General features: G+C 56.0%; 30 protein-coding genes. 28 read left to right on the forward strand and 2 right to left on the reverse strand.

Annotated features, from left to right (window positions below; genetic code table 11):
* Positions 1–2 precede the first annotated feature (2 nt).
* The 22 genes from HYT79_10440 to HYT79_10545 all read left to right on the forward strand — a co-directional run bounded on the left by HYT79_10440 (position 3) and on the right by HYT79_10545 (position 20,936).
* Complete coding sequence (locus HYT79_10440; protein ID MBI2071002.1) at positions 3–2,216, forward strand: hypothetical protein; 2,214 nt, start codon at positions 3–5, stop codon at positions 2,214–2,216.
* Positions 2,217–2,232: 16 nt separating this feature from the next.
* On the forward strand, positions 2,233–2,460 hold the full coding sequence (locus HYT79_10445; protein ID MBI2071003.1) for a flagellar FlbD family protein: 228 nt from the start codon (positions 2,233–2,235) through the stop codon (positions 2,458–2,460).
* A 38-nt stretch (positions 2,461–2,498) separates the two neighbouring features.
* Complete coding sequence (locus HYT79_10450) at positions 2,499–3,305, forward strand: MotA/TolQ/ExbB proton channel family protein (GenBank protein MBI2071004.1); 807 nt, start codon at positions 2,499–2,501, stop codon at positions 3,303–3,305.
* Position 3,306: 1 nt separating this feature from the next.
* Positions 3,307–3,957 carry a flagellar motor protein MotB gene (locus tag HYT79_10455; GenBank protein ID MBI2071005.1) on the forward strand — a complete coding sequence of 217 codons (651 nt, stop codon included), beginning with the start codon at positions 3,307–3,309 and terminating at the stop codon, positions 3,955–3,957.
* An 8-nt stretch (positions 3,958–3,965) separates the two neighbouring features.
* The gene (locus tag HYT79_10460; GenBank protein ID MBI2071006.1) at positions 3,966–4,736 is read left to right on the forward strand and encodes a hypothetical protein; all 771 of its coding nucleotides are present in this window, start codon (positions 3,966–3,968) and stop codon (positions 4,734–4,736) included.
* 199 nt (positions 4,737–4,935) lie between these two features.
* On the forward strand, positions 4,936–5,247 hold the full coding sequence (locus tag HYT79_10465) for an aminotransferase class V-fold PLP-dependent enzyme (GenBank protein ID MBI2071007.1): 312 nt from the start codon (positions 4,936–4,938) through the stop codon (positions 5,245–5,247).
* Entirely contained in the window at positions 5,214–5,981 is a 768-nt protein-coding gene (locus tag HYT79_10470) for an aminotransferase class V-fold PLP-dependent enzyme (protein ID MBI2071008.1), read from the forward strand. The genes HYT79_10465 and HYT79_10470 overlap by 34 nt, the downstream gene beginning before the upstream one ends.
* 105 nt (positions 5,982–6,086) lie before the next feature.
* Positions 6,087–6,554, forward strand: coding sequence for a ribosome maturation factor RimP (locus tag HYT79_10475; GenBank protein MBI2071009.1), 468 nt, complete (start codon positions 6,087–6,089; stop codon positions 6,552–6,554).
* A complete protein-coding gene (nusA, locus tag HYT79_10480) occupies positions 6,555–7,676 on the forward strand; it encodes a transcription termination/antitermination protein NusA (GenBank protein MBI2071010.1) in 1,122 nt (373 codons plus the stop codon).
* A 2-nt stretch (positions 7,677–7,678) separates the two neighbouring features.
* Positions 7,679–9,952 (forward strand): translation initiation factor IF-2, encoded by a 2,274-nt coding sequence (gene infB / locus HYT79_10485; GenBank protein ID MBI2071011.1) that lies wholly within the window; start codon positions 7,679–7,681, stop codon positions 9,950–9,952.
* A gap of 13 nt (positions 9,953–9,965) precedes the next feature.
* Positions 9,966–10,403, forward strand: a complete 438-nt coding sequence (locus tag HYT79_10490) for a ribosome-binding factor A (protein MBI2071012.1) — start codon at positions 9,966–9,968, stop codon at positions 10,401–10,403.
* Positions 10,378–11,397 carry a bifunctional oligoribonuclease/PAP phosphatase NrnA gene (locus tag HYT79_10495; GenBank protein MBI2071013.1) on the forward strand — a complete coding sequence of 340 codons (1,020 nt, stop codon included), beginning with the start codon at positions 10,378–10,380 and terminating at the stop codon, positions 11,395–11,397. The genes HYT79_10490 and HYT79_10495 overlap by 26 nt, the downstream gene beginning before the upstream one ends.
* Before the next feature lie 25 nt (positions 11,398–11,422).
* Positions 11,423–12,169 (forward strand): tRNA pseudouridine(55) synthase TruB, encoded by a 747-nt coding sequence (gene truB, locus HYT79_10500; protein ID MBI2071014.1) that lies wholly within the window; start codon positions 11,423–11,425, stop codon positions 12,167–12,169.
* On the forward strand, positions 12,139–13,044 hold the full coding sequence (gene ribF / locus HYT79_10505) for a riboflavin biosynthesis protein RibF (protein MBI2071015.1): 906 nt from the start codon (positions 12,139–12,141) through the stop codon (positions 13,042–13,044). The genes truB and ribF overlap by 31 nt, the downstream gene beginning before the upstream one ends.
* Positions 13,045–13,065: 21 nt before the next feature.
* Positions 13,066–13,329, forward strand: a complete 264-nt coding sequence (rpsO, locus tag HYT79_10510) for a 30S ribosomal protein S15 (protein ID MBI2071016.1) — start codon at positions 13,066–13,068, stop codon at positions 13,327–13,329.
* Between the two features lie 117 nt (positions 13,330–13,446).
* On the forward strand, positions 13,447–15,732 hold the full coding sequence (gene pnp, locus HYT79_10515; protein ID MBI2071017.1) for a polyribonucleotide nucleotidyltransferase: 2,286 nt from the start codon (positions 13,447–13,449) through the stop codon (positions 15,730–15,732).
* 43 nt (positions 15,733–15,775) lie between these two features.
* On the forward strand, positions 15,776–16,201 hold the full coding sequence (locus HYT79_10520; GenBank protein MBI2071018.1) for an acetyl-CoA carboxylase biotin carboxyl carrier protein: 426 nt from the start codon (positions 15,776–15,778) through the stop codon (positions 16,199–16,201).
* 1 nt (position 16,202) lies between these two features.
* Positions 16,203–16,427, forward strand: a complete 225-nt coding sequence (locus HYT79_10525; GenBank protein ID MBI2071019.1) for a hypothetical protein — start codon at positions 16,203–16,205, stop codon at positions 16,425–16,427.
* Positions 16,428–16,470: 43 nt separating this feature from the next.
* Positions 16,471–18,687, forward strand: a complete 2,217-nt coding sequence (locus HYT79_10530; GenBank protein ID MBI2071020.1) for a DNA translocase FtsK 4TM domain-containing protein — start codon at positions 16,471–16,473, stop codon at positions 18,685–18,687.
* Positions 18,662–19,426: a hypothetical protein gene (locus HYT79_10535; GenBank protein ID MBI2071021.1), complete on the forward strand. Its 765-nt coding sequence runs from the start codon at positions 18,662–18,664 to the stop codon at positions 19,424–19,426. The genes HYT79_10530 and HYT79_10535 overlap by 26 nt, the downstream gene beginning before the upstream one ends.
* On the forward strand, positions 19,423–20,337 hold the full coding sequence (locus tag HYT79_10540; GenBank protein ID MBI2071022.1) for a DUF4115 domain-containing protein: 915 nt from the start codon (positions 19,423–19,425) through the stop codon (positions 20,335–20,337). The genes HYT79_10535 and HYT79_10540 overlap by 4 nt, the downstream gene beginning before the upstream one ends.
* A gap of 14 nt (positions 20,338–20,351) precedes the next feature.
* A complete protein-coding gene (locus tag HYT79_10545) occupies positions 20,352–20,936 on the forward strand; it encodes a CDP-alcohol phosphatidyltransferase family protein (GenBank protein ID MBI2071023.1) in 585 nt (194 codons plus the stop codon).
* Here HYT79_10545 and HYT79_10550 read toward each other — a convergent pair.
* Positions 20,916–21,431 carry a phosphatidylglycerophosphatase A gene (locus tag HYT79_10550; GenBank protein MBI2071024.1) on the reverse strand — a complete coding sequence of 172 codons (516 nt, stop codon included), beginning with the start codon at positions 21,429–21,431 and terminating at the stop codon, positions 20,916–20,918. The genes HYT79_10545 and HYT79_10550 overlap by 21 nt on opposite strands.
* Before the next feature lie 50 nt (positions 21,432–21,481).
* Here HYT79_10550 and HYT79_10555 point away from each other — a divergent pair, with 50 nt between their 5' ends.
* Entirely contained in the window at positions 21,482–22,456 is a 975-nt protein-coding gene (locus tag HYT79_10555; GenBank protein ID MBI2071025.1) for a hypothetical protein, read from the forward strand.
* Here the strand turns inward: HYT79_10555 and nth are convergent.
* Entirely contained in the window at positions 22,437–23,096 is a 660-nt protein-coding gene (nth, locus tag HYT79_10560) for an endonuclease III (GenBank protein MBI2071026.1), read from the reverse strand. The genes HYT79_10555 and nth overlap by 20 nt on opposite strands.
* On the opposite strand from nth, the gene HYT79_10565 reads away from it, so the two are divergent.
* The 5 genes from HYT79_10565 (at position 23,097) to HYT79_10585 (ending at position 25,959) form a co-directional block, all read left to right on the forward strand.
* Positions 23,097–23,825, forward strand: coding sequence for an SDR family NAD(P)-dependent oxidoreductase (locus tag HYT79_10565; GenBank protein ID MBI2071027.1), 729 nt, complete (start codon positions 23,097–23,099; stop codon positions 23,823–23,825).
* Positions 23,803–24,399: a bifunctional nuclease family protein gene (locus tag HYT79_10570; GenBank protein MBI2071028.1), complete on the forward strand. Its 597-nt coding sequence runs from the start codon at positions 23,803–23,805 to the stop codon at positions 24,397–24,399. Before HYT79_10565 ends, HYT79_10570 begins: the two co-directional genes overlap by 23 nt.
* 31 nt (positions 24,400–24,430) lie before the next feature.
* Positions 24,431–24,880 carry a 4Fe-4S binding protein gene (locus HYT79_10575; GenBank protein MBI2071029.1) on the forward strand — a complete coding sequence of 150 codons (450 nt, stop codon included), beginning with the start codon at positions 24,431–24,433 and terminating at the stop codon, positions 24,878–24,880.
* Positions 24,881–25,113: 233 nt separating this feature from the next.
* On the forward strand, positions 25,114–25,335 hold the full coding sequence (locus HYT79_10580; GenBank protein MBI2071030.1) for a helix-turn-helix domain-containing protein: 222 nt from the start codon (positions 25,114–25,116) through the stop codon (positions 25,333–25,335).
* Between the two features lie 36 nt (positions 25,336–25,371).
* Entirely contained in the window at positions 25,372–25,959 is a 588-nt protein-coding gene (locus tag HYT79_10585) for a hypothetical protein (protein MBI2071031.1), read from the forward strand.
* Positions 25,960–25,962: the final 3 nt, after the last annotated feature.

The raw sequence follows: 25,962 nt of genomic DNA on the forward strand, positions 1-25,962 counted from the left end.
GTATGGCTGAACAAACGCCGCCGTCTTTGCCGCCGAAGCCCCCGGTCGGGGGTCCCGGGCGCCCGCCTGCGCCGCCTCCGGGCAATCTGCGCCCGCCTGCGCCGCCGGCGTCTGCGCCCAAGGGGCCTCCTCCCCCGTCCCGTTCGTTCGGCCCGGGGATCGGCCGCCCCAATCCTCCCGCCTCAAGCCCCGCGACACCGGGGCCTGCGGATCTCCAGTCTCAGGACTTGTTGCGCAAGAATGAAGATTTGGAGCGCGCGAAATCCGCCATGGAGGAGAGAGTCGCCAAACTTGAAAAAGCTTTGCTCGAGGAGCGGGAGAAGTCCATGACCGCCAACTTAAAGAGCCACGAGGAGCGTTCGGTCGGCTTAAGAGTGGAGGCCAGCCTTCGCGAGATTCAGGAGAAGTTGAAGCGCGATCAGCGGGAGCGCGAGCTGGAAATGACCAAAGCCAAGCTGGAGGCCCAAATCAAGGATCTTGAAAAGAAGGTCGTCCATGAGCGCGAGACGTGGGTTGAGGCGCTGAAATCCCAGATGTCCAAGCGCGACCTGGAAGACCGCGCCGTGGAGGAGCGTTTCAACGCGAAATTAAAGGAGATCGAACAGCGTTACGCCCAGGAGCGTTCCCGCATCGCCAGCAAGCTGGAGGAGAAAAACCGCGAGATCGAAGATTTGAAAAAACAGGTCTTGGTTAAAGAAGAGACGGCCAAGGGCGCGTCTCAAAAAGCCGAGACCCAGGTTCAGGCCATGGAGGAATTAAGGCGGCGTTTTGAAAAAGCCGAGGACGATTACGAGCGGACTCAACGGCGAGCCGTTGAAATGGACAGCAAGCTGCGGCGCGCCGAAGATATGGAACGGGAAGTGGGCATCGTGCGCGACGAGTTGCGTTCGGCGCGCGATCGCTTGGCCCAGGCGCAGCGCATGATCGAGCAAAGAAACGCGCTCTTGGGCCGCGCCAAGGCCGCGCTTTCCGGATTGGCCCGCGACCGGGCCGAGGCCCAGCGCCTCAAAGAAGAATTTAGAACAGCCAAGAGCCGCCTGGCCTCGGTTGTGGAAGCGTACCGGCGCCTTCAAGCCGGCAAGCAGGCCCTAGAACGCGCGGCCCAAGAGCAGCTGCGTCAAAAGGAGGCCGATCTGACGCGGCTGGAGGAGGCCCGCCGGCAGGAATTCGAACGCCGCAGCCGGTTTGAGCTCGATTTAGCCCGGGCGGAAATGGAAAAGAGCCAACTGCTGCGCGAACGCTCTCAGCTTGAAGCGGATGTCATCAGGCTTAAGGCTGAGCTTAACAATGTCGGCCGCGCGCATTTGGAATTACCGGGGGTTCTCCATCAGTTGAACGCCGCCAGGAAGGAAGCCGATGCCAAGGCCGCCGGCGTCATCAACATGGAAGAGGAAATCCGCATGCTCAAAGCCTCCCAAGCCGAGATGGCGGCCCAGCGTGATCAATCGCTGAAGGACCTGGAGGCCGCCAAAAGAGAAGCCGAGTCCGCGCGCGCGGAGCTGCGCCGCTTAAGCGCCGCGGTCGGTGAAGCCAAACATTCTTCTCAGACCGAATTTGTTTTGGCTAAAAAAGATTTGGAAGCCGCCCAACGGGAATTGGTAAAAACCGCGGCCGAGCTGACGCAAACCAGAAGGGAGCTTGACGAAGCGCGTTCGCTCGGCAGCCGCCATATCGAGAGCAATGCCCAGATTTCCGGCCGCTACGAGGAGGCCATGAGCGTGGTTGAGTCCGCTCGCAGGGAATTAGCCGCGGCCCGGGAGGCTCAGGCCAAGGCCTTGGAAGAGGCTAAAAATGCCCAAGCGCAAGCCCGCGTGTTTGAGGCTGAGTTGTTGGACTTGAGGGTGAAGTCGCAGCGCTTGGAACAGGATTTGGTCCGGACGCACCAGGATGAGCCTCAGCGCGTGCTCACGCTGGAGGCGGAATTAAAAAGCCTGCAGAAGGCGGCGGATCAAATCAAGCAGACTTACGAGGAAGAGATGCGGCGGGTGCAGAAGATTTTCGAAAGCCAATGCGCGGCTTATGAGAATAAAATTCGCGCCCTGGCCGCGCAGTTGACCCCGGATCAGGTCCGGCAAGCCACGCTCGAAGCCCGCACCGGTTCGACGATGGAACTTCCGGTCAAGCCCGTTGATCCGAGCAAGACCCAGCAGCTCAAAAGCACGGGCAAGGAAGGCGTGCTTGAGCGCACCATGAAATGGCTGTCCAAACCCGTATGAGCGCGCCGAGGATTTGGTGATTATTTTGCACAAACTAAACGGCAAGGAGGTTTCGATCAACGCCGAATTGATCGAATCCATCGAAGCTTCGCCGGACACCGTGGTGACGCTGGTGACGGGCAATCGCTACATGGTCAGAGACAGCGTGGAAGAGGTGGTGGCTAAGGTCGTGGAGTTCAAGCGCCGCATCGTCGGCGCAACCGGCCGCGCGCCGCAGGACTGGCAGAATTTAAAGAAAGAGTAGAGGGAAATTCCGTGACGGAGGGAGGGGGATAAGGCGCCGTGGATATCGCGACAATTCTGGGCATCACCGTTTTTGCGGGCATGGTGATCGTAACCGTGCTGATCGCCGAGGGCGTGGCCGGGTTCAAGCCGTTCTTAAACGTCGAGGCGCTGTTCGTGGTGATGGGGGGAACGTTCTGCGCCTTGCTGGTCAATTATTCCATGAATCAGGTCTTGGGCGTGGGCCGCGTGTTGAAGAAAGTCTTGACCAGCACCGAAGACGAGGAGACCAGCGGGGAGGTGATTTCGACGTTCGTGCAGCTTTCTAGCAAAGCGAAAAAAGAGGGATTTCTTTCATTGGAAAACGATATTAAAAAGCTGACCAACGATTTCATGAAGCGCGGGCTGCAATTGGTCATCGACGGCGCGGACCAGGATTTTATCCGCAATATGCTGGAAACGGAATTGGGCTTCATCCGCGAGCGCCATAAGGTCGGGCAGGAGATTTTCAACGCCCTGGGCACGTATGCGCCGGCCTTCGGCATTATCGGGACGGTGCTGGGCATGATTTTGATGCTGAACTCCATCAGCGACGTGGAGGAGGTGCCCCGGCGCATGGCGTTGGCTTTGGCTGCGGCTTTTTTCGGCTTGGGCGCGGGGTACCTGATTTTTTTGCCCATGGCCGGCAAACTGCGGCGGCGTTCGGAAGCGGAGCTTTTGGCCAAGGAAATCATTATCCGAGGGGTGCTTCTTTTGCAATCGGGCGTGGCTCCGAGCGTCATTGAGGCGAACTTGAAAGCTTACTTGGAACCGGCCCAGCGCATGTTGATTCGTTCAGCCGTGGCCAAGGGGGAGGCCCCCAAATAAAATGCCTTTGAAACCCAGGAACCTCATCGATGAGAGCGACCCCAGGGTGTCTCAAATCGGCCACCCGGCGCCTCCCTGGCTGATCAATTATGCGGATTTGATGACGGAGATGGTTTGTTTTTTCGTCATCCTGTACGCTCTTTCAGCCGCTTTGAATAAAAATGTGCAGCAAGCCAAAACCCAGTTGGAAGAGATGATGAAGAAAAGCGAAATTTCGGGCGAAGTGAAAATGACCAAAGACGGCTTGCATATCACGTTCGAAGAGAAGGGGGAGATGTCGTTTTTCCAGTCCGGAAAAGCGGAACTGACACCCGGAATGACCAAATTGTTGACCCAGGTGTCTCCGTCCGTCCGGGAACTCGCGCAGAAATTCGATATTTTAGTGGAGGGGCACACGGACAATGTGCCTATTCACACCGGCCGCTACAGTTCCAATTGGGAACTCTCCACCGCGCGCGCCACAGAGGTCGTCAGGTATTTAATCGCCAGCCAGCAGTTTCCGCCCGAACGCTTGGCGGCCGTGGGCTACGGGGAGTATAAACCGGTGGCTCTGAATGATCGGCCTGAGAATCGCGCCCGCAACCGCCGCGTGGTCTTTTTTGTGAAAACCGTGCCCACAAAATTCGAAGATCAAGGAGCGCAGGAACAATGAATCGGGCCGTGATATTAATTGTTGCGGTTATTGGCGCTTTACCAGCGGTGTCCGCCGCCGAGGAAGTTATCATAAAGGAAAATTTAGCCGAGGAACGCGTGACGGACGTCATGCGCGCCAGAAAGCTGGTGGCTTCACGGAGTTTTATTTTGTTTAAAAGGCCCAAGTACGGTCATTTTCTTGAAGGCTATCTCACCGGTTTCGTCACCGATTATGACGATCGTCCCATCGAGGGCGTGGTGGTCCGGGCCTTGGTGACGGCCACGGAATCGGGTAAAAAGAAAGGCGAGGAAGATCTTTTGTTATCGGGCGAGTCGCTGGAGGAAGGGGGCGGGGAAAAAGTGCATGAATTTACCCCGCATTTTGAAGCCGGCATTTCGGACGCGGACGGCGTCTACCGCATCCATTTTTCCGTTCCCATCATCAAGCGCAAGGTCGATATCCGGGGCAAAATCATATACAACCCGGGTTGGAACCAGCAGCATGATGTTTTGGGCCAATCCTACGAGCCCCAGATGAAGGAGTCGCCGTTTAGGTTCTACTATGATGAAAAAACGAAGGTGTTGGCCTTTGCCGAAGGCAGCCGCAAGGTGATCGTGCGCCCGGTCCGAAACGTCGCGGGTCCGGTTTCGCCGATCAAGCTCAAGGGTTCGGAAAAGCCGGAAACCGCCGAGCCTAAAGGCGGCAAGGCCGCGGAAAGATCCGCGCCCGGCGGCGCCAAACCCGTGGAACAGAAAGAAGAGGACGATTTTTTTAAGACGTTCAACTTCGGCCCGTAAGGGCCCGTACCGCTCGGAGTCTGTCCAAGTATTCGCTTTCATGGCGAAATGTTGGATTTTGAGCCGAGACGAAGCCAAATTTTCCGAGCATACCCGCAGTGGTATGTAAGGAAAATTTGGCAAAGTCGCAGGCCAAAATCCAACATTGCAGCCGAAATGGAATGCTTGGACAGACTCCTCGGTATATAATCTTAAGGCCATGCTTTCTGAGCGAAGAATTTATCTTGATCATAACGCCACAACCCCTGTTCGTCCGGAGGTTGTCGAGGCCATGGCCCCGTTCTGGGGCCGCGTGTTCGGCAATCCCTCCAGCATCCATCAATGGGGCCAGGAGGCCAAAACAGCTCTGGAAACCGCTCGCCGGCAGGTCGCCGGGCTTTTTGGGGCTTCCGGAACCGATGGGATTATTTTTACTTCAGGCGGATCGGAAGCGAATGTCTTAGGCATTCGGGGGAAGCCAGAGTCGATACGGAAGAATTGCGCCGCCGGATCAGGGCCGAAACCGGTTTGATCGTGGTCATGGCCGCCAATAACGAGACGGGAACGATTCAGGATATTGAGGCCATCGGGCGCCTGGCCCGGGAGGCGGGCATTCCTTTTCACGTGGATGCCGTTCAGGCCATGGGCAAAATACCGGTTCAAACCGAATCCTGGGGCGCGACAACCATTTCTTTATCCGGGCATAAAATCAACGCCCCTAAGGGCATCGGCGCGCTTTGGGCGGCCCTGAACCATAACATTCGTCCGATTTTTCCCGGCCAACACGAAGGCGGACGCCGGGCCGGCACTCAGAACGTGCCTTATGCCGCGGGCTTGGGCCTGGCCGCGGCCTTGGCATCAGCCGATTTGCCGGGTTATGCGCAAAGAATCGGCGCCTTGCGCGATCGATTTGAGGGCATGATCCTTCGGGAAATCCCGGAGGTCCGCATCAACGGCTTGGGAGCGCCCCGTTTGCCAAATACCAGCCATTGTTCGTTCGCCGGAGTTGATGCCGCCCGCCTGGCGGTTGCTCTTGACCTTCAGGGGGTCGGCGCCTCAACCGGAAGCGCTTGCGCCTCCGGGGCCGCCCGCCCGTCGCATGTGCTTTCCGCCATGGCTCTTGACGAGCGTTGGCTCAAGGGCGGCGTTCGTTTTTCCTTTGGCAGGGGAACGACTCAGGAAGAGCTTGATATCGCGCTGGCGGCCGTTAAAAAAGCCGTGGACGCCCAGAGGCGAATGAACCTCGTGGCGAAAAGCCGTTTTTAGGGCGTTATTACCTTAATTTAGTACAATTAACTTAATAAGGTGCCTAAGGGCACCTTTTCTTTTACCTGTGTCCACGAATACGCAGGGCAGGTCTTTATGTCGTGTATGGAACTTAAAGAAAAACTTGAGGAAATCTTAAGCCCGGTCATCAGCCAAGAAGGTCTGGAATTGCTTGATATCGAGTGGCGTTCCGAACAGAACGGCTGGGTGCTGAGGCTGATTTTGGACAGCGAGGCTAAGCCCGTGACCTTGCATGATTGCGAGCGCGTCAGCCATAAGGTCGGGCCGCATCTGGACAATTTGGACATCATTACGCATGGTTATCACCTGGAAGTTTCCTCCCCCGGCCTTAGGCGTCCGTTGAAGAAAGAAAAGGATTATTTGCGATTTTTGGGCGAACGCGTTCACTTGACGTTGAAGGAGCCCCTTGAAGGGACGAATCAGCGCGTATTGACCGCTTATTTGGCGGGCTTCCAGGAAGGCAGGGTTCTCTTGGTCGAAGGCTCGAGGCGTTGGTCCTTGGCTCTGGCCAATGTGGAAAAAGCCCATTTAGATCCGGAGATTAATCCGTAAATGAGTCAATCGAAAAGCGAATTCATCCTCCTCTTGGAGACCATCGAGAAGGACAAGGGCATCCCTCGTCAGGAGATTTTGCGCCTGATCGAAGGGGCGCTGGTATCCGCGCTCCACAAACATTTAGGCCGCGAGGTCCCGGTTCAGGCGACCATGGACGCTGAGACCGGTGAAATGCGCGCGGCCGTGGTTAAAAAAGTCGTCAAGCAGGTGAGCGATCCTGTGGCTGAGATTTCCGCGGAACAGGCGAAAAAACTCGGCCTCACCGCCGAGCTTGAGGCCGAATGCCCGGTTTTAGTGGACACGACGGAGTTTTCCCGGATTGCGGCCCAAACAGCCAAACAGGTCATCCTTCAGAAGCTCAGGGAAGTGGAAAAAGAGAACCTATTCAAAGATTTCAAGAAAAAAGAAAGCCTGGTGGTCACAGGTTCGGTTTATCGCTACGGGCAGGATAAAACGGTGTACGTCAGCCTGGGCAAAATCGAGGCGATTTTGAAAAAAGAGGATCAGATCCCCGGCGAGCGTTTCGCCATCGGCTATACCATCAAGGCTTTGGTCCGGGCCGTGGAATTAAGCGTCAAGGGGCCGCAGGTTTATTTATCGCGTTCCTCTGCGGAATTCGTTAAAAGCCTGCTGCGTCTTGAGGTGCCGGAAGTGCATGACGGCACGGTCGAGGTGCTCAAAGTCGCGCGCGAACCCGGTTTTCGGTCCAAAGTTTTGGTGAAATCATCCAACCCCAGGGTCGATCCCGTGGGCGCTTGCGTGGGCATCAAGGGCACACGCATCAAACCCGTGATCAATGAATTGCACGGTGAAAAAATCGATTTAATACCGTTCTCGGACAAGGTGGGGGAGATGTTGGCCGCCTCGTTGGCGCCGGCTAAAGTAGTTAAAATAGAGCTTGAGGATCATGATAAGAAAACAGCCCACATTTACGCGGCCCAGGACCAAGTGGCCGGCGCCATCGGCAAGGATGGGCTGAATTTGAAGCTGGCCATCGAACTTTCAGGGTGGAATATGACCATTGAACAAGCCGCGACGGAACCTGTTCAACCGGTCGCGCCGCCTGCCGCCGAGCCGATTCCGTCGCCGTCGAGCGCTACAGAGGGTTCTGAGCAATAATTATGGCCAAAAAAGAAATCGAAAAAAAACCGCGCGCCGCGTCGAGAGAGAAGGCCGCCGCCAAAAGCGAAACCCGGCCGAAAGCGGATCAAGAACCCGGTAAACGCGTCGAGAAAACGTCCGTTAAATCAGCGGCTAAAACCGTCGCAAAACCGGCGCGCTCAAAGCCCCCGAAAAAGGCCCATCTCGATGAGGGCCATCTCACGGCTGATCAAGCCCCCGTTGAAACGGCTAAACCTTTGACCGTCAAGACCAGACGTTCCTCCGCTAAAACAAAGAAAGAGGTTGTTGAGGCCGCGCCGCGCGAAGCAACCGCCACGGTTGTTCCCGAGGCCGTCCCGGTCGAGACGAAACCGCACCCCGCGCAGCCTGTCGAAATCCCGCAGCCGTCCAAACCGCCGCCTGTTTCGGTCGTTGCGGCTTTGACGCCGACGTCCGCGCCCGTTGCGCCCGCTCCGGCGCTCCCTAAAGTCACGCCGGCCCCGGTGGAACCTTTGAAAAAGAAAATCGTTTTAACGCCGCAGGCCACGGTCAAAGAATTGGCCGGGCTTTTAGGGGTCGGCATTTCGGATGTGATCAAACGATTGATGGGTTTTGGGGTTTGGGCCACGATCAATCAGCGCCTTGAGCCTGATATGGCCAAATTGGTGGCCGGTGAAATGGGTTTTGAGGTTGAAGTGCCCAAGGTGTTCGAGCAAGAGGAGGCGTCGTTGGTTCCCCGGGCAGCCGAGGGCGCCGAACATTTGCAGCCGCGCGCTCCCATCGTGACTATTATGGGGCATGTCGATCACGGTAAAACCACGCTGTTGGACGCGATCCGCCAGACCAGGGTCGCGGAACAAGAGGCGGGCGGCATCACGCAACATATCGGCGCCTATAAGGTCAAAACATCCAAAGGCGAAATCGTTTTTTTGGACACACCGGGTCATGAGGCCTTCACCGCCATGCGCGCGCGCGGCGCCAAGGTGACGGACATGGTCGTTCTCGTCGTGGCCGCCGACGACCGCGTCATGCCGCAGACCATCGAGGCCATCGATCATGCCAAAGCCGGCGGCGTAAAAATCGTGGTGGCGATCAATAAAGTAGACAAGCCTGAGGCCAATGTCAACCGCGTTAAGCAGGAGTTGGGCGACTTGGGCTTGGTGCCCGAAGAATGGGGCGGGAAAACGGTCATGGTGGAAGTTTCCGCCAAGAAAAAGATCAATATCGATAAATTGTTGGAAATGATTTTGCTTGAGGCCGAATTGATGGAGTTGAAGGCCAACCCCGACCGCCCGGCCGCGGCCGCGATTTTGGAAGCGCGCAAGGACCCGAAAAAAGGCAATGTCGCTTCCGTCCTGGTGTCCGACGGAACGCTGCGCGTGGGGGACCCTTTTCTTTGCGGCATCACTTGGGGCAAAGTGCGCGCCATGGTGGATGAGCATAACGTTAAGCTGACCCAGGCGCCGCCGGCGACCCCGGTCATGGTGCTGGGTTTTGAGGAGGTGGCTCAAGCGGGCGACCGTTTGTTGGTCGCCAAGGATGAGCGCCAAGCCCGCGAAATTGCCGGCCGGCGTAAAATTGAATTCGAGACCATCCACGGCAAGAAAGCGACCAAGCACCTGATGTTGGAAGATTTGCACGAGAAAATCGAACAAGGTTTGGTCAAGGAATTCCGCATCGTCTTGCGGGCGGACATGCAGGGATCGCTGGAAGCCATCGTGGGCGAGCTGTCCAAGCTTCATCATGAAGAAGTCGTGATCAAGGTTCTTCACGCGGGGGTGGGCTCCATCAGCCTTTCCGACGTGCTTCTGGCCGCGGCCAGCGACGCCGTTGTCCTGGGCTTTCATGTTCTTACGGACAATCGCGCCGAGGAGGAAGCCAAACGCGAATCCGTGGAGTTGCGCATTTATTCGGTCATTTATGAGTTGATTGATGATGCGCGAGCCGCTTTGGAAGGCCTCTTGACGCCGATCATCAAAGAGAATGTGTTGGGTTCGGCCGAGGTCAGAAAGTCGTTTAAAGTGACCGGCGTCGGCCATGTGGCCGGATGCATGGTGCTTCAAGGGAAGATGACCCGGGGCATGCGCGGGCGCGTTTGGCGCAAAGACGCCAAGCTGCTGGAGGGAAAAGTGACCAGCTTAAAGCGCGTCAAAGACGACGTTGCGGAAGTGGCGCACGGCTATGAATGCGGCGTGGTGATCAGCGGTTACAATGATCCGCGTCCGGGCGACCGCATCGAATGTTTCGAAGAGGTCAAGGAGCTCAAAAAGCTCGCCTCAAAAACAGCCAAATAACAAGCAAGGCCAGATGTTTCCCGATCGCATCAGCCGCGTTGAAAGCATGATTCAAGAAGAGGTGACGCGTCTGCTTGAGATTCATCGCGAAGAGATTCGCAATGCGGTTAAGGACGACGCGTTATTGACCGTCACGCGGGTTTCCGTGGCGCGGAATTTGGAATCGGCGTTGATCCGCTACTCCTGGACAGGGACGCCGGCCGAACCTGAGGCGTTTGCGCAAAAACTGCGCGATACATTGTCCGATCTTGAACCCGTGCTGGGCCGGGAACTGGCCCGGAGGGTCCGATTAAAGCGTATGCCCAAGCTGACATTTATGTACGATGGTTCGTTTGAAGCCGCGGATCGGGTTTATCAGATTTTAAAAGGGCTTGAGGCCGAAACCGTAACCCCGGCTCAAGAGCCCGGAAAAAAAGGCGTTCAACGTGAATCACGCAGACACCGCCGCTAAAGCTCCAGCACCTTTGCTGCGCGCTTTGCGCGAGGCCAAAAGCTTCGGCATCGTCGGCCATGTCAAACCCGACGCGGATACCTTGGGTTCGTCATTGGCCATCGCCAGCCTTTTGCGGCGCATCAAACCCGGACGAAAAATAGTGCTCGGCAACGCCAACCCCATCCCGGAGCAGTTGTGTTTTCTGCCTAAATGGAAGACGGTGATCGCTCCCGCTCAACGCAGCAATCTCAAAGGGCTCGATTGCGCTATTTACCTGGAGTGCTCCAACCCGGAGCGTTCCGGCGGCATCGCGGTGCCCGAGGATTTTCGGTTGACCATCAATATCGATCACCATAAAACAGGCCGGGGGTTCGCGGACGTCAATTGGATCAATCCGCGGGCCTCGTCGAACGCCGAGCAGGTCTTCATTCTTTTTAGGGCTTTCGGCTTGGCCCCGACCAAGGAAGATGCCGTCTGTCTTTATGCGGGCATGGTTTCGGACACCGGCCGTTTTCAATATTCGTTGACCAGCCCCTTCACGCATCGTGTGGCCGCTGAGCTTCTTGAAGTCGGCATCCCCCATACCCGGATCGCGGAACGGCTCTTCAGCACCAAAACGGTGGAGCATTTGCGCCTATTGGCCAGGGCCGTGGGCACCATGCAGTTTCCGGCCAACGGAAAACTGGCGGTGCTGAGGCTTTCAGCCAAGGATTTCGGCGAATTCGACCAGCATGCGACTCAGACGGAGGATATCGTCAATTACGGTCTTTTCCCCGAGCATGTGGAAGTGGCTTTTTTCTTGAAGGAAGAGCCGTTTCGAGGCAAGGGCGTGATTTCCGTTTCCTTTCGCTCGAGGGGGAAGGTGGATGTCTCGGTGCTGGCGGCCAGTTTCGGCGGCGGCGGGCATCGCAATGCGGCCGGCTGCGAAATACGGGGGCTTGCCTTGGAGCAGGCGGAAAAGATTTTGACCGAGCGCGCCGCGGCGCTGTTATCCCAAGCCAAGCTGTCGTAAATCCTGATTTTTGCAACCGATTGGCATGCACGGTTTATTAAATCTTTACAAGCCCGCCGGCCCGACGTCTTACGATATGATCCGGCGCATCAAAAAAATCATCAATCAGGGCAAGTCCATCAAAATCGGTCATTCCGGAACATTGGACCCGTTCGCCGAAGGGGTGCTGCTGGTTTTATTCGGGAAAGCGACCAAGCTCGCCGAGCGGCTCATGGCTTGCCCTAAAGTCTATGCCGGCTCCATCCGCCTGGGGCGATCCACGGACACGGATGATCGAACGGGCCGCTTCATAGGCAGCGCTCCCGCGGAGGCCCTGGCCGCCTTGGATCCGCAAGCCGTCCGCGCGGCAGCCGGGCGTTTGACCGGCGAGCTCGATCAAGCGCCTCCTGTTTTTTCGGCTCTGCATTTAAACGGCCGCCGCCTCTATGATTTGGCCAGAAGCGGCCAAGCGGTTTCGCTGCCGCCGCGGCGGGTCAAAATTCATGAATTCACGGTTACGCAAGTCGATTTATCCGACCGTTCGTCGCCGATCGCGGCTTTCCGCGCTTGCGTCGGGCGCGGCGCTTATATCAGAAGCTTGGCTCGGGATTTAGGGACCGCCCTCGGCGTGGGCGGCTACCTGGAGAGCCTGGAACGTTCGGCAGTCGGCCCTTTTTTATCCAGCCGGTCTCTGCGGCTCGCGGATGACGCGAATGCCGGTTTAATCGCCGGCCAAATGTTAAATTATGAGCAAACACTGACATGCCTGGATCAAGCAGAAAGCGCATCTTAGCCCTGGGCACGTTCGACGGCGTGCATTTGGGCCATCGCCGCCTGATCGAAATCATGCTCAAAGCAGCCGAGCGCCGACATTTAGAGCCCATAGTCGTCTTGTTCCCGTATTCACCCCGCATTTTTCTTCATTCCCCTCAACGCGTTGTCCGGCTTCTGAGCACGGTGCAGGAACGGATCGCTATTCTTAAAAACGAGTTTGGAGTGGAGCAGGTTAAAGCCCTGACCATGCGCAAGGCGTTGTTTAACCTTCCGGCGAGCCGGTTCCTGGCCGATTACGCCGGACGCCGTTGGGGAGCGAAGGCCATGGTGTTCGGAGAGAATTTCGCTCTGGGCAACCGGCGCCTCTGCCATGCGGCCAATTTTTTGCGTTACGCGGGGCCGTTGGGCATCGAGGGCATCCGGGTGAGTTTGAGGCACGGGCACATGGCCCCGATTTCCTCTTCCCGCATCCGCGGCCTGCTGGCCGAGGGCCATTTGCCCGAGGCTAATCGTCTGCTGGGGCGGCCTTATCAAATGTCGGGGCCGGTGGTGCGCGGCCAGGGCATCGGCCGGCGCCTGTTGGGTTATCCGACCGCTAATTTAAGGATTCCCGCGCAAAAGATACTGCCCCTGGGCGTTTACCAGGCGCATATTCCGGAGCTTGATCGCACGGCCATGGTCAATATCGGCCATCGGCCCACGGTGCGGGTTTTTTCCAGCGCCCGAGTTCCCTGGGTAGAGGCCCATGTGCTTCATTTTGCCGGCGTTCTTTACGGGCGCCGTTTGACCCTGCAACTCGTCAAGAAGCTGCGCGGAGAGCGGAAATTCGAATCGCTGGATGATCTTCGGTTTCAGATTGCGCGGGACATTCGTGCGGTGTTAAAGCGAGTCTGACCTGCTATAATAACAACGAAAATGTTGACAAAGGAACAAAAAGCGGACATTGTGAGGCGCTACGCCTCGAATCCCAAAGATACGGGAACCACGGTCGTCCAAATCGCGTTTTTGGCCAAGCGGATCCAAAATATTTCCGCGCATTTAAAAGCGAGAAAGAACGATCATTCTTCCGAGCGGGGGCTGTTGAGGCTCGTGGGCCAACGCCGATCGCTGTTTCGCTATCTTGATCGGCGGGACCCTGAGGCTGCAAAAAAACTCCGTTCGGATCTTGACGTCGGTTAAATCGGTTTTTAACCACGCCTACCCGGGGAGTCTGAATTTGCGCCGGCCTGCCATGCCCGACCTATTGTCCATAAAAAAACATTTAATATTTGAAACCATTAAATAAAAGGAGCACTTATGCATAATCCAGTTGAATTCGCCATTGAAATCGGCGGGAAAACCATTCTATTCCAAGCCGGTCATGTGGCCCAGCAAGCCAACGGCGCCGTGATGGTCACCATGGGGGGAACCGTTGTTCTCTCTTCCGTCTGCGCTTCGCCTAATCCTAAAGAAGGAGCCAGCTTTTTTCCCTTGACCGTTGATTACCGGGAAAGAAATTACGCCATGGGCCGTATCCCCGGCGGTTTTTTCCGCAGGGAAGGCCGTCCGAAGGAGTCCGAAATTTTGGCTTCGCGCCTGACCGACCGGTCCTTGCGGCCGCTGTTTCCGGAAGGTTTTTACCATGAGGTTACCGTTCAGAGCCTGGTGCTTTCCTCAGACGGCGAAAACGACGCGGATATTCTGACGCTCTTAGCGTCTTCCGCGGCGTTGACCATGTCCGACATTCCCTTCAGCGGCCCCGTGGCCTGCGTGCGCGTGGCCAGAATCGGCGGGGAATTCGTGTTCAATCCGACTTTCGCCGAGTTGGAGACCAGCGATATCGAGGTCGTGGTTTCCGCGACGAAAGACGCTTATATTATGGTGGAGGGCGGAGCCAAAATCGTTCCCGAAGAAGTGATTTTGCAAGCCCTGCGCACGGCGCAGAAGCCGCTGGAACGGCTTTGCGAAATTCAGGATGAAATCAGGAAAAAAATCGGCAAGGCCAAGTTTTCTTGGACGCCGTTTTCTTGGAACGCGGAATTGAAAGCCGCCGTCACCCCTGAAGCTACGCCGAAGGTTCAGGCGATGCTCAAGAAGTTTTTGGATAAGAAGAGCCAGGATCTTGAATTAGGGTCCATCACCAAGGCGTTTAAAGCAAAGCTTGAGGCTAAATTTCCGGACCATGTCGGCCAGGTGGGCGGCGTCGTTCATGATATTTATTACGCCGAAGCCAGGGCCATGCTCGTCAACGACGGCGTGCGCGCCGACGGCAGAAAACCCGATGAAATCAGAAACATCACCTGTATGACTTCGGTTCTGCCCCGCACCCACGGGTCCGCCATCTTCAAGCGCGGACAAACCCAGGCGCTGGTGACCGTCACGTTGGGCACGCCCAAAGACACTCAGCAAATGGAAGATTTGGAAGGCGATTATCGAGAACGCTTCCTGTTCCATTACAATTTCCCCGCTTTTTCGGTCGGGGAGATCAGGCCTGATCGCGGCCCAGGACGGCGGGAAATCGGGCACGGGTCCTTGGCCCGGCGCTCTCTTTTGCCGTTGGTGCCCAAAGAAGAGGATTTTCCTTACACGGTCAGGGTCGTCTCCGATATTCTCGAATCAAACGGCTCGACTTCCATGGCCTCTGTTTGCGGAGGCTCATTAGCCATGTTCGACGCCGGCGTTCCGATGGAAGATCATGTCGCGGGCATCGCCATGGGGCTGATCCTGGAAAACGGCCGCCCGATCGTGTTGACGGACATTATGGGGCTTGAAGATCACTTGGGCGACATGGACTTCAAGCTCGCCGGAACAAGAAACGGCGTGACCGGTTTCCAGATGGACGTTAAAGTGCCGGGCTTGACCTTCGATATTCTCAATCAAGCGGTCGAACAGGCGCGCCACGCGCGTTTGGCGATTTTGGACAAAATGATCCAGGCGCTGACGCACCCGCGCTCCTCGCTTTCTTTATACGCGCCTAAGATGGTCGTCGTTTCCATCCCCGTTGAAAAAATCGGCGCGTTGATCGGCCCGGGCGGCAAAAATATCCGGCGCATGTCCGAGACTTATTCCGTTGAGATTGAAGTCGAGGACGACGGCCGGGTTTTCCTCCACGCCAAGGAGTGGGAATCCGTCGAACAGGCGAAGCGGGAAATTGAAGCCATGACCCAGGAGCCTGAGATCGGCAAAATTTACAAGGGCAAGGTGGTTTCGATCACCGACTTCGGCGCTTTCGTGGAGATTATGCCGGGCCGAGACGGCTTGCTCCATGTTTCCCAGATGGCGGAGCATCCCGTCAATCATCCCTCGGATCTCTATAAAGAAGGCGATGAGGTCGAGGTTAAAATCGTGGACATCGATTCCATGGGCAAAATCCGGCTTTCCAGAAAAGCCATTCTTGTTCCCGGCAGCGAATTTGAAGACACTCGCGCCCGGCGTCCCGACGGCGGCGGCGATGCGCCTCGCCGGCATGATGGGCCGCGCGGTTTCGGGTTAAGGCCCCCTCGGTTCGGGGGCGGTCATCCTCGAGGCGGCGGCGGGCATCGCGGAGGCCACGGCGGCGGACCCCGGGGAGGCCACGGCGGCGGCGGGCATCGCGGGCGGTGACGGAGTCCGGCATTGATTCATTTGAATTCGCGAGGGAGCACGGGTGGGTTCTTTTTTAACCCAGCTTGAGCTTCTTTATCGCCGCATGATCGAAGCGGGGGTATCCAAGCTTGAGCTTGAGATCGGCCCCCAAGAAAAACTTCGCTTGACGCGCAAAGGCGCTCAAGCGCCTTCCGCGAGTCCGGCGCAGGCCGCTTCAGCGTTCTCTGCCGCGCCGGCTTCGGAGATCCCGGGCATGAAAATCACCGCGCCTTTATCAGGCGTTTTTTACCGGGCGCCTTCGCCATCATCCCCGATGTTCGTTGAAGAAGGGTCCGGGGTGCGCCCCGGGGACGTCCTTTGCATCATCGAGGCGATGAAGGTGATGAATGAGATTAAAGCCGCAAAAGCCGGCCGGGTGCTCAAAATCTCCGGCGTCAACGGCAAGCACGTTAAAAAAGGCGATGTTCTATTCATTCTAGGAGAGTAGCATGAACAAAGAAATTCAAGAATTGACATGGCGCATCGAAGAATTGCTGGGCGAAAATCAAGCCGTCGAAGTGATGCACTTGAAGCTTAAGCTTGAAGTGGCGGCCAGCCGGTTGTTTTTAGCTTTAGGTTGGATGCTTTCCGAAAGTCGCGTCGAGTTGCTGCCCTCCGACTACGGCTATCAGGTCCGCCGCATCACTCAACCGGCGACGGTCGGCGATTCGTAACAGCCCCTTTACATTCCTCCCTTGACGTTTTAGACTCTAGTCGATGCCCAAGCCCCCAAAGCGTCGACGGAAAACCTGGCGGTTTATTTTTTCTTTTTTCACGCTGGCCTCGGCCGGCGTTTCGGCCGGCGCGCTGTATTGGACGCAGGGGCTGGGACCCTTCGGCCGTTGGCTGGCCGACGGTATGCTTGGTTTATTGGGATGGCCCGCTTATTGTTGGCCGCCTTTTTTCTTTTGGATCGGCCTCAGGGCTTGGAGGGGCAGGACTTCGACCGGCAGCGATTTGGCTTTTACCGTGGAACATCTGGGCGTGCCTTTGGCCGGGGGTTTTTTGGGCGAGCTCACCTGGGGGCTGTTGATCGCGGGGCAGCAGGATATCGCCGGGCATTTGGCTTTGAGCTTAGCCGGCGGGCTCATCAGCCGCATCGGTTTTTTAGGAGCCTGGGGCATGACCGTTTTGGCTTGGGCCGCCTGGCTTTGGTTTATTTTTGAAATCCCATGGGTGTCGCTGTTGAAAAAAGGGATGCAGGCGCTTTACGCGGATTGGAAGTCCTGGAGAAAAGAACTGCTCGAGCGCCGGCGTTTGGCCGCGAGCCTTGAACCTAAATTAAAAACAGTCAACGGCGGCGAAACCGCGGTGATAAAAGTCCGGGTTCCGGAAGCGGATGAACCCAAGGGTCAGGAAACGCCGGTAGCGGCCGTCGCGATCAGCGCGCCCGCGCCCTTGCGCAAAACGGCCAAGGAAAAGCCGGCCGTCGTTGCTGCGCCCGCGCCTGCCGTCGGCGTTGCCGGCGATTTATCATGGACCCGTCCGCCGCTTGAATTATTGGCCGCCTCGGAACATCGGTCAGGCTCCTGGGCCAAAGAGGACGAATTGGTGCGCCGGGGACAGGATTTGGTTTCGGCCTTGGGCAATTTCGAGGTGGCCGTTGAGTTGGACGGCATTGTCCCCGGCCCGGTGGTCACCCGTTACGACGTCATCCCCAAGCCGGGCGTCAAGGTCGGGGAAATCGTCAACTTGACCTCGGATATCGCTTTGGCTCTTAAAGTGGGCGGGGTGCGCATCCTGGGACCCATCGCCGGCCGCGGGGCCATCGGCATCGAGGTGCCCAACCCGCGCCCGACATTGGTGCGCCTGCGCGAAGTCCTGGAGGATCCCGCCATGAACGCGTCCGGGAGGCTGCCGTTCGCACTGGGACGTTCTGCCTCAGGCGAACCCGTGACCGCGGACTTGACGGACATGCCTCATTTGCTGATCGCCGGAGCCACTAACTCGGGCAAAAGCGTTTTAATTCATACCCTCGTCGTTTCATTTTTATACAGGCTCACGCCCGATGAATTGAAGTTGGTGCTCATCGATCCCAAGCGTCTGGAGTTGCCGTTTTATGACCGCATCCCCCATCTATTCAATCCGCGGGTGACGGCGGCCGAAGTCAAAGTGATCACCGATTCCAAAGAGGCCGCCAAAACTTTGGCCGCGATGGTGGATTTGATGGAGGCGCGCTATGAGCGCCTGGCTCAAAAAAGCGCCAGGAATATCGACGCCTACAACCGGATGGCTAAATCCGACGGATTTGCGCCGGAGCCTTATGTGGCGGTGATTATCGACGAATTGGCGGATTTAATGCTAGTGGCCGGTAAAGAGGTGGAAAATTCGATTCAGCGTCTGGCGCAAATGGCCAGAGCCGTGGGCATTCATCTGGTCTTGGCGACTCAGCGGCCCAGCGTGGACGTCATCACCGGCGTGATCAAGGCGAATCTCCCCGCGCGCATCGCGCTTCAGGTGGTTTCGAAAATCGACTCCCGCGTCATTTTAGACACCCAGGGCGCGGAGAATCTTCTGGGCGCCGGGGATATGCTGTATCTGGCGTCGGGCGCTCAACGGCCCGTGCGCATCCAAGGCGCTTACGTGTCGGACGCGGAGATCAACCGCGTGGTGGAGAGATGGGCCAAGCAAGGCCCTCCAAATTATCCCGAACCGGCCGCGCTTATGGGTCTGCCCGCCAAAGAGGGCCAGGAGGGTCCGGCCTCGAGGGAAGACGCCGAAAACCTTTCCCGCGCGCTTAAACTCGTTTTGGAGCGCCGCCGCGTGTCTCAAGATTTGCTCAAAGCCCATTTCGGTTCCTCCGCCCGTGCCACGGATATTTTGTCGCGCCTTGAAATCGGCGGCTTCATCATGAAGCCTGAGGGAACCAACCGCTGGGAAATTCGATATGATCGGATCGAGGATTATCTTGCCAACAACAAAGTCGACAGCTGAGCGTCCGGCTATTGTTTTTTGTTTTTGCGCTTTCCTTCTTCTGCCCGCTTTGGGCATCGCGGCCAGCACGGCGACGGCCAATATCGAGCTGAGCACCGGCGCTGTTTTGGCGAAGATTCAGCAGTTCGATAACTCCATCGAACGCGCGATATTTCGTTTCAACGAGCGGTTTTATCTGGCGCCCACGGGAGAGGAGTCCAAGCTCGACGGCCGGGTTTATTTCGACCGGATGAACAAGCGCGTTCGCATGGATTACTCCGGCAAGGGCGTCAAGTATAAAGTTTGGTTGGACAAGGGGTTGGTTTTTCTTTACGACGAATCGCTCAAGCAACTGGCCATCCGGCGTTGGGATGATTTCACCAAGGTTCATTTCCAGGCGTTCATGAACATCCCGGTATTTTTCGACGTGGGGCGTTTTATGGATCGCTATGATTTTTCCAGCGTTTCGGCGGAAAAATCTTCGCCCAGGGCCGAGGAGCTGAAGAAAAACAAAACAATGCCCGCGCTTGTGTATGTGCGCGCCGATCCAAAAATGAAGGCCGCTCCCTATTATTTGGTTCTGGGCGTCGACGTTGAAACCGGGCAGACCCGGACATTGGATTTGGTGATGCCCAATTATGAGGCGAATCTCACCATCTCCGAGATTAAGCCCAAGGCTAAATTCTCTGATAAAATGTTCGATCGCAATTTGCCGTCGGATGTCGCTATTTTGGATTTGACGAAAGGAAACGATTTATGACCAAAGAAGAAAAAATTCCGATTCAAACTCCGGCCGTCCCGGCTCCCCTGGCCGTCCACGAGCTGTTGCGCGCCCGCCGCACGGAGCGCGGCCTGACCATCGAAAAAGTCCGCGACGATACGAAAATCCCCACCAAGTTTTTAAACGCCTTGGAGGAGGCTCGCTACGACGCCTTCCCCGCCAGGGTGTATTGCCGCGGTTTCTTTTTAAATTACGCCAAGTACCTGGCCCTGGCCAATCCGCCTGAGCTTTGGGAAAAAGTCGAGGGCACTCTTGAATCGGACCGCCATTCCGTTCCCGTCGAGAAACGAGAGACTAAGCGCCGCCCCCAGGAGCGTATTCAGTCCGCGCCCGGTGAGAATCGAGTCAGGCCCGACGGCCCGTGGGAATCGTTCGTTTTATGGGCTCTGGAAGGACAGAATTGGATTTTTGCTTTTTTGGTGCTGCCGGCCTTGCTGGTGGGCTGTTTTTACGGGGTTTACTCCTATGTTCAGCGTCAGAGCTATCATAGCCAGCCCAGGAGAACCGTCGATGTCAATAAAATCATCGGGCAGACCCCGCCTGCCGGCCGGGAACGGCCCGCTCTAGACGGCCCGGGCGGCGGCCATTCGGTGGCCGCTTTGTTTACCCAGGAATTTCAAATGGAATTGGCCACTAAATCCGAACCCACCTGGCTGCGCGTCGACGTTGATGAGCGCAGGGCCTTTGAGGGGGTTCTTCCCGCTCTTCAAAAACGCTCCTTTCGCGTGAAGGGCGTTTCCAGAATCCGCGTCGGCAATCCTAAGAGCATGGAAGTGCGCATTAACGGAACGCCGTGGCCTTTCTCCGTCGATGAGCTTGAGCGCACGCCGCTTGAGGCGGAATTCAATCAAAGCGTGATCGAAGCCAAGCTGGGCACTAAAAAGCCTTAGGTCCGGTTTTGTCCATGAGGGCGAACCTGCCCAATCAGCTCACCCTAAGCCGCGTTTTTTTAGGCCTCTTGTTTTGTTTTTTTGTGTTGCAAGGCGGGCTTGTCTATCTGTCGCTGGCCGCCTTGACCGTGGTGGCTGCTTTCATTTCCGATTTGCTCGATGGGCATCTCGCGCGGCGCTGGAGAGTCGTGTCTCATTTCGGGATTTGTTTCGATCCGGTTGTGGATAAAGTGTTCGTCTTATCGGCCTTTGCGGCTTTGGTGGCGTTGCCTAAATCGAATTTGCCTGTTTTTCCATTGATTTTGATCATGATGCGGGAGCTGTTGGTTTTGGGGTTGAGGGTGATTCTGTTGGTGTCTTCGAGCGGATTGCTGCCGGCGGAGCGTTTCGGAAAAATAAAGGCCGCGATTCAATTCAGCCTGATTCTGGCGGTGAACCTGGCTTTGCTGGGCGGCGCGCCGCCCAAGACGCACGAGCATTTGGGGACGGCCTTTTGGTTGGTCGGTTTTTTGACGGTGATCAGCGGCATCCCTTACTTTTGGAAAAATCGCGAGGCGCTTCGGCGCGCCTGGGCCTCGTCAACAAAAAAACAAAATTGACGCCAGGATCAGCGCCGTCAGCCATCCTGCGGCGACATCGTCCATCATGCAGCCCAAGCCTCCCGGCAGCTCTTCGAGACGCCGGATGCCCAGCGGCTTGAACACGTCAAGCAACCGAAAGCCGATGAAGGCCGCAATCAAAACCCAGGCCTGTTTCGGCAGGAAAACAACGGACCAAAGATACCCGGCGAACTCATCAATGACCACACGGGGGTCATCTTCCTGGCCGTAGTACGCTTGAGCTCCTTGAGCCGCGGCCACGCCCGCCAGGGTGACGGCCGCAGCCAAAAGCGCGGCCGCCCAGGCGCCAAGGGGCGGCATCGCTATCCAGGCGGCCAGGGCCAAGGCGCTGCCGATTAAGCCGCAGCCCTTGCCCAGTTTAAAGCGGATATTGCGGGTGTGCCGGTAAAGCAGATGACTTAAAAAGAAGCCGCTGGCCAAAAAAGCCGCCAGCATGACCGCTGCGCCGTGCGTTCGGGGAGCCGGGTTTTTCAAAAAACTCCTACCACCGGCTTTCAAGGGCTGTTAGAATTAGGTGAGACTTCATGAATAAACAAGGCATGGCTTCGATAGCCATTCTATCCCTTGTGGTTTTGGGCCAGGCGGCTGCGGCCTCCACCTCAACGGACACAGCCCATCCGCTTGATTATTACCACGATTGGTACAAAGACTATTTCTATCAGGCAGACATGGGCAGGACCTTTGCCTTTAAAGTGTTGGCGTTTCGGCCGGACAATACGGTATTGGCCGTTTCCTTCCCGGAATGGCTGTTCTGGAAGCCCATGCAGCCGCCGCCTTCCGGTCTGATGCTGACGCCTGCGGCTTATCGCCGGATTCCTTTGTACGACTCCGACGCCAGCGCCTCAAGCAAGCTGTTGCCGGTCAATGTCGATATTTTGGCGAGCTACTATATCGGCCGGCTCTACAGTTACAATCGTTTAGAAGAGCTGACCAGTACGAGAAGAAGTTTGTTTTCGCGCATCGGCGTCATGTTTTGGCAGGTTGACGCCAAGGTCATTTTGGAGCGGGAGGGTCCCTTGCTGCCCGAACTGGCCGTGGGAATGGAAAGTTCCATGATGCTTAACAACGCGCCCGCGCCCAGCGTTTCCGCCGCTCCGGGCGTCACGCTGACCACCAAAGAAAAGAACAGGACGTTCAACGGCTTGTTTCTGGTGGCCAGCAAAAATTTTGGATGGTTTAATCCGTCATTAGGATGGGTGCAAGGCGACTCGCCGTCGAAGCTTATTTATTTGAGCGAGTTTTTGACCAGGGATTCCGACGCGAAGTCCGGGTACTTCGGCGGCGTTGTGTTAAAGCTGGGCCGCCGCTTTGCGCTTAAGGGAGAGCTTATTCGTCCCGTTGGAGTCAAAGCTGCGCCCTACTTGATTAATCTTCAGGTGGGCCAGGCGCTGCATGCCAATTTTGATTTGGCCTATTTGGCTTATGAAAGGGGCTATGAAGTCATGGCCCATATTAATTTCCGTTATACGTTCTACCCGGCTACCGCCGGGAAGAAGTGACGCCGACTTTCGGGCACAAATCCGCCAGCCGGCATTGACCGCATAGCGCTTTGGGCGCGCGGCAGACGGCGCGGCCGTGCTCCTTCATGAAATAGGTGATTTTAACCCAGTAGTTTTTTGGCAGGATGTTCATTAAGTCCTGTTCGATTTTTTTGGGGTCCGTGTTTTTGGAAAAGCCCAGGCGATTGGCCAGCCGGATCACATGCGTGTCCACCACAACCCCGATGACTTTGTTGAAGGCATTGATCAAGACGGCGTTGGCGCTTTTTCTGCCGATGCCGGGCAGTTCGATCAGCGCTTCCATGGTCTGCGGCACCCGTCCGTTATGTTTTTGCGCAATGATCGCGCAGGCTTTGTGAATATTTTTGGATTTTGTGTTTGAGAAATTAATGCCGGCGATATAGCGTTGAATTTCTTCGGGCGTCGAACGCGCGTAGTCTTGGGCGGTTTTAAACCGGGCGAAGAGCTTAGGGGTGGCCGCATTGACCGCCTGGTCGCGGGTTTGCGCCGACAGAACCACCGCAACCAACAGCTCAAGCGGATTTGAAAAATTCAGATAATAATGGGCGCCGGGGTAAAGCTTGTCGAAGCGCTTGAGGATGGCGCGTGTTTGTCGATTCGAAATCGCCGCTTTCGCCATATGAAAATTGAAAATTCGGTTATAGCAATTACCGGCGCGGGCCGAGGCATGGGCCGCGCTTATGCTTCCTGCTTCGCCAAGGCGGGCGCGCGGCTTAGCCTTTGCGCCAGAACCGCCGCCGACCTTGAGTCCGCGGCTCAAGAAGCCGTCAAGCGTTCTTCCCTTGGCCGCGACGCTGTTTTAACCCAAATCCTTGATATCACCGATCGCCAAGGCGCCGTCCAATGGATTCGCGAAACCGTCCGCCGCTTTGGGCGCATCGATGTTTTGATCAATAACGCCGGGCTCTTGGGCGCGCGCGCCCCGCTTTACGATTACCCGGAGGATGTTTGGAAAAGCGTGATGGACGCCAATGTGAACGGCCTTTTTTGGGTGACCAAAGCCTGTTTAAAAGAAACCATGCTCAAGCAAGGATCCGGTTTAATCGTCAATATTTCAAGCGGGGTCGGCCGCGTTGGTAAGCCCAATTGGGGCGCTTATGCCGCGAGTAAATTCGCTTTGGAAGGCATAAATCAGGTATTGGCCAATGAACTTCGGGAGAAAGGCATTATTTCCATCGCGTTTAATCCCGAAGGAACGCGCACGAAAATGCGCGCCGACGCTTACCCGCAGGAAGACCCTGAAACCTTGAAGACGCCGGAACAATTGGCCGAGGTTCTGGCCAAATTCATCCCGCGCCTTACCATCAATGATTCGGGAAAATCCTTTGACTACAAAGATATTCAGTAGGCTCGGGGCCGCGGTTTTTTTAGGCGCGCTCGGTTTCTCGGCCCTGATCGCCTTCTCCAAGGAACCGGATCGCTTGGACCAAATCGAAGCCAAAGTGGTGTCCGTGATGCCGGATGCCGAAGGCAAGGGTTGGCTGGTGATTTTAGCCCCTAAAACCTTGGATATTTCAAATATGGCGCCCCGCCGTAAGAAAAAATACAAATACCCTCAGAAAGTGCTGGTCATCGGCGTGGGCATGTCCGAAGGGACGTCGATTTTTTACGCCGTCGCCAAAAAAACATCGATCCGTCCCTTGACGCATGAACTCTTTTCCAAGTTCATGAATCAGGCCGGCGTCCGGCTTCTTTCTTGCCTGATTCATACGGTTTCCGGCAATACTTTTTTCGCCAGGCTCGATTGGACGCTGGGGGATAAAAAATACTCCACCGATGCCCGCCCTTCGGATGCCATGGCTCTGGCCTTAAGGTCAAAAGCCAAAATCTACGTTCTCAGGAAGGTCTTCGAGGAAAACGGCTTGGATTGGCCGCCGGATAAGGATAAATTCAAGGACGCGCCCCGCGAAGGGCCTCTTTAACCCCTAAATCCTTATCCTGTATACTTAGGTTATGCCGGCTCAAATGAACCCCCAGCGCCGCGCCGCTCTCGTTAAAGGGGCGTCCAAGGCGAAGATTAAAGCCCTGGTCAATCTCAACGCCTGCACCGGCTGCGAGGTCTGCATCGCGGTCTGCCCGGTGCCCACCTGCATCGAAAAATTCGGCGAATCACCGGAAAACTGGGGCGTTTATGTCAACTACGACATCTGTATTGGGTGCATGCTCTGCGTCAAAGACTGCCCGTGGGACACGATACGTATGGTTCCGACCGATTCAATCAAGGAACACAAAACAAGTTTAGACAGCCAACTCACCCACGATCACGCCATTTTCAGCAACCCCCAAGTTGTCGAGGGAGAACTGCGAACCTTCGTCGGGAAACCCCCATTTAACAACCCCCAGGTTGAGCAACTTTTCCAGAAACAAAACCCCCAAGTGCCCAACTTGATGGGGCCCAAGTAGACCTGGCCGATATTGCGGAATGTTGCCGAATGTTGCTCAAATGGGCAGCAAAGCGGGCAGCAAAAGTGCTACCCAAAAGGGCACATGGAAAGGGGGTGGGTAGCAGGGTTTTTGCGCTCTTCCTGAGGTCAACGCAAAAATCTGTGATCTCTTGAGGGTTAAGCCTTAAACCAAAAGAGCAAGGCTTTTGGCTTACATTTTACAGACCTGTAAAAATTTTATTAAATGAAGCAATGTCGATAAAAGTTGCCGTAACCCCCAACGATATCTTGAGTACCACCGAGGTGTGTGAACTTTTGGGGATTACAAGACAAACCCTGTATTCTTGGATGGACCAAAATAGGATTAAACCCTGGAAGCGAACCGGCGGAGGAGCCACTTGGATTTTTTTACGTTGGGACGCAGAAAAACTAAAGGGAAAAAAATATAAGCTGGAACCACAGCCCAACAACTAAAAAGCTTAAGTCTTCGTTGACGTTTTATTAATATTTATGGAAATTAATGAATGTATTCAGCGATTAAAGGATCAACTTGGTCAAATTGAATCCTTAAAAAAAGGACCTGCCTTCAATCCGCAGTATCAGCTTTGGGAGAATGCAACAACTAGGTTACTGAAAAGCGCTTTTGATGAAGCGACGGTTGCTGTTTTTGAAGATTCGTCTGAAATGCGATGGTCTTTAAGCGATGAGGATCATTGCGCAAAGTTTTTGGGGACTCTCGAAAAGAAAAGGTCGGCACTTGAAGCAATAATTCGACAATACGAAACGGCGTTGCATCCGATAGTCAACGGGACTGCGGCAGATGTCCTACAAAATCACGCATTGCATACAAAAATTGAGGCGGTAGCCGGAAGCCTTTTCCGTGATGGGCATTATGCCCAGGCGGTTGAGGAAGCATTGAAGAGGGTTATTTCTGAAGTAAAAAATCGAATGCAGGCTCTTGGGAAAAATACGCATGACGGGGGAGATTCATTGATGAATCATGCTTTTGGATGCGATAATCGAGCGCCATTTATCAAATTTAACCAACTGGGATCTCAGGAAGAGAGAGATGAGCAGAGGGGTATTATGTTCTTATGATCC

This window comes from Elusimicrobiota bacterium (assembly GCA_016180815.1).
In the GTDB taxonomy this organism is placed as follows: domain Bacteria; phylum Elusimicrobiota; class Elusimicrobia; order JACQPE01; family JACQPE01; genus JACPAN01.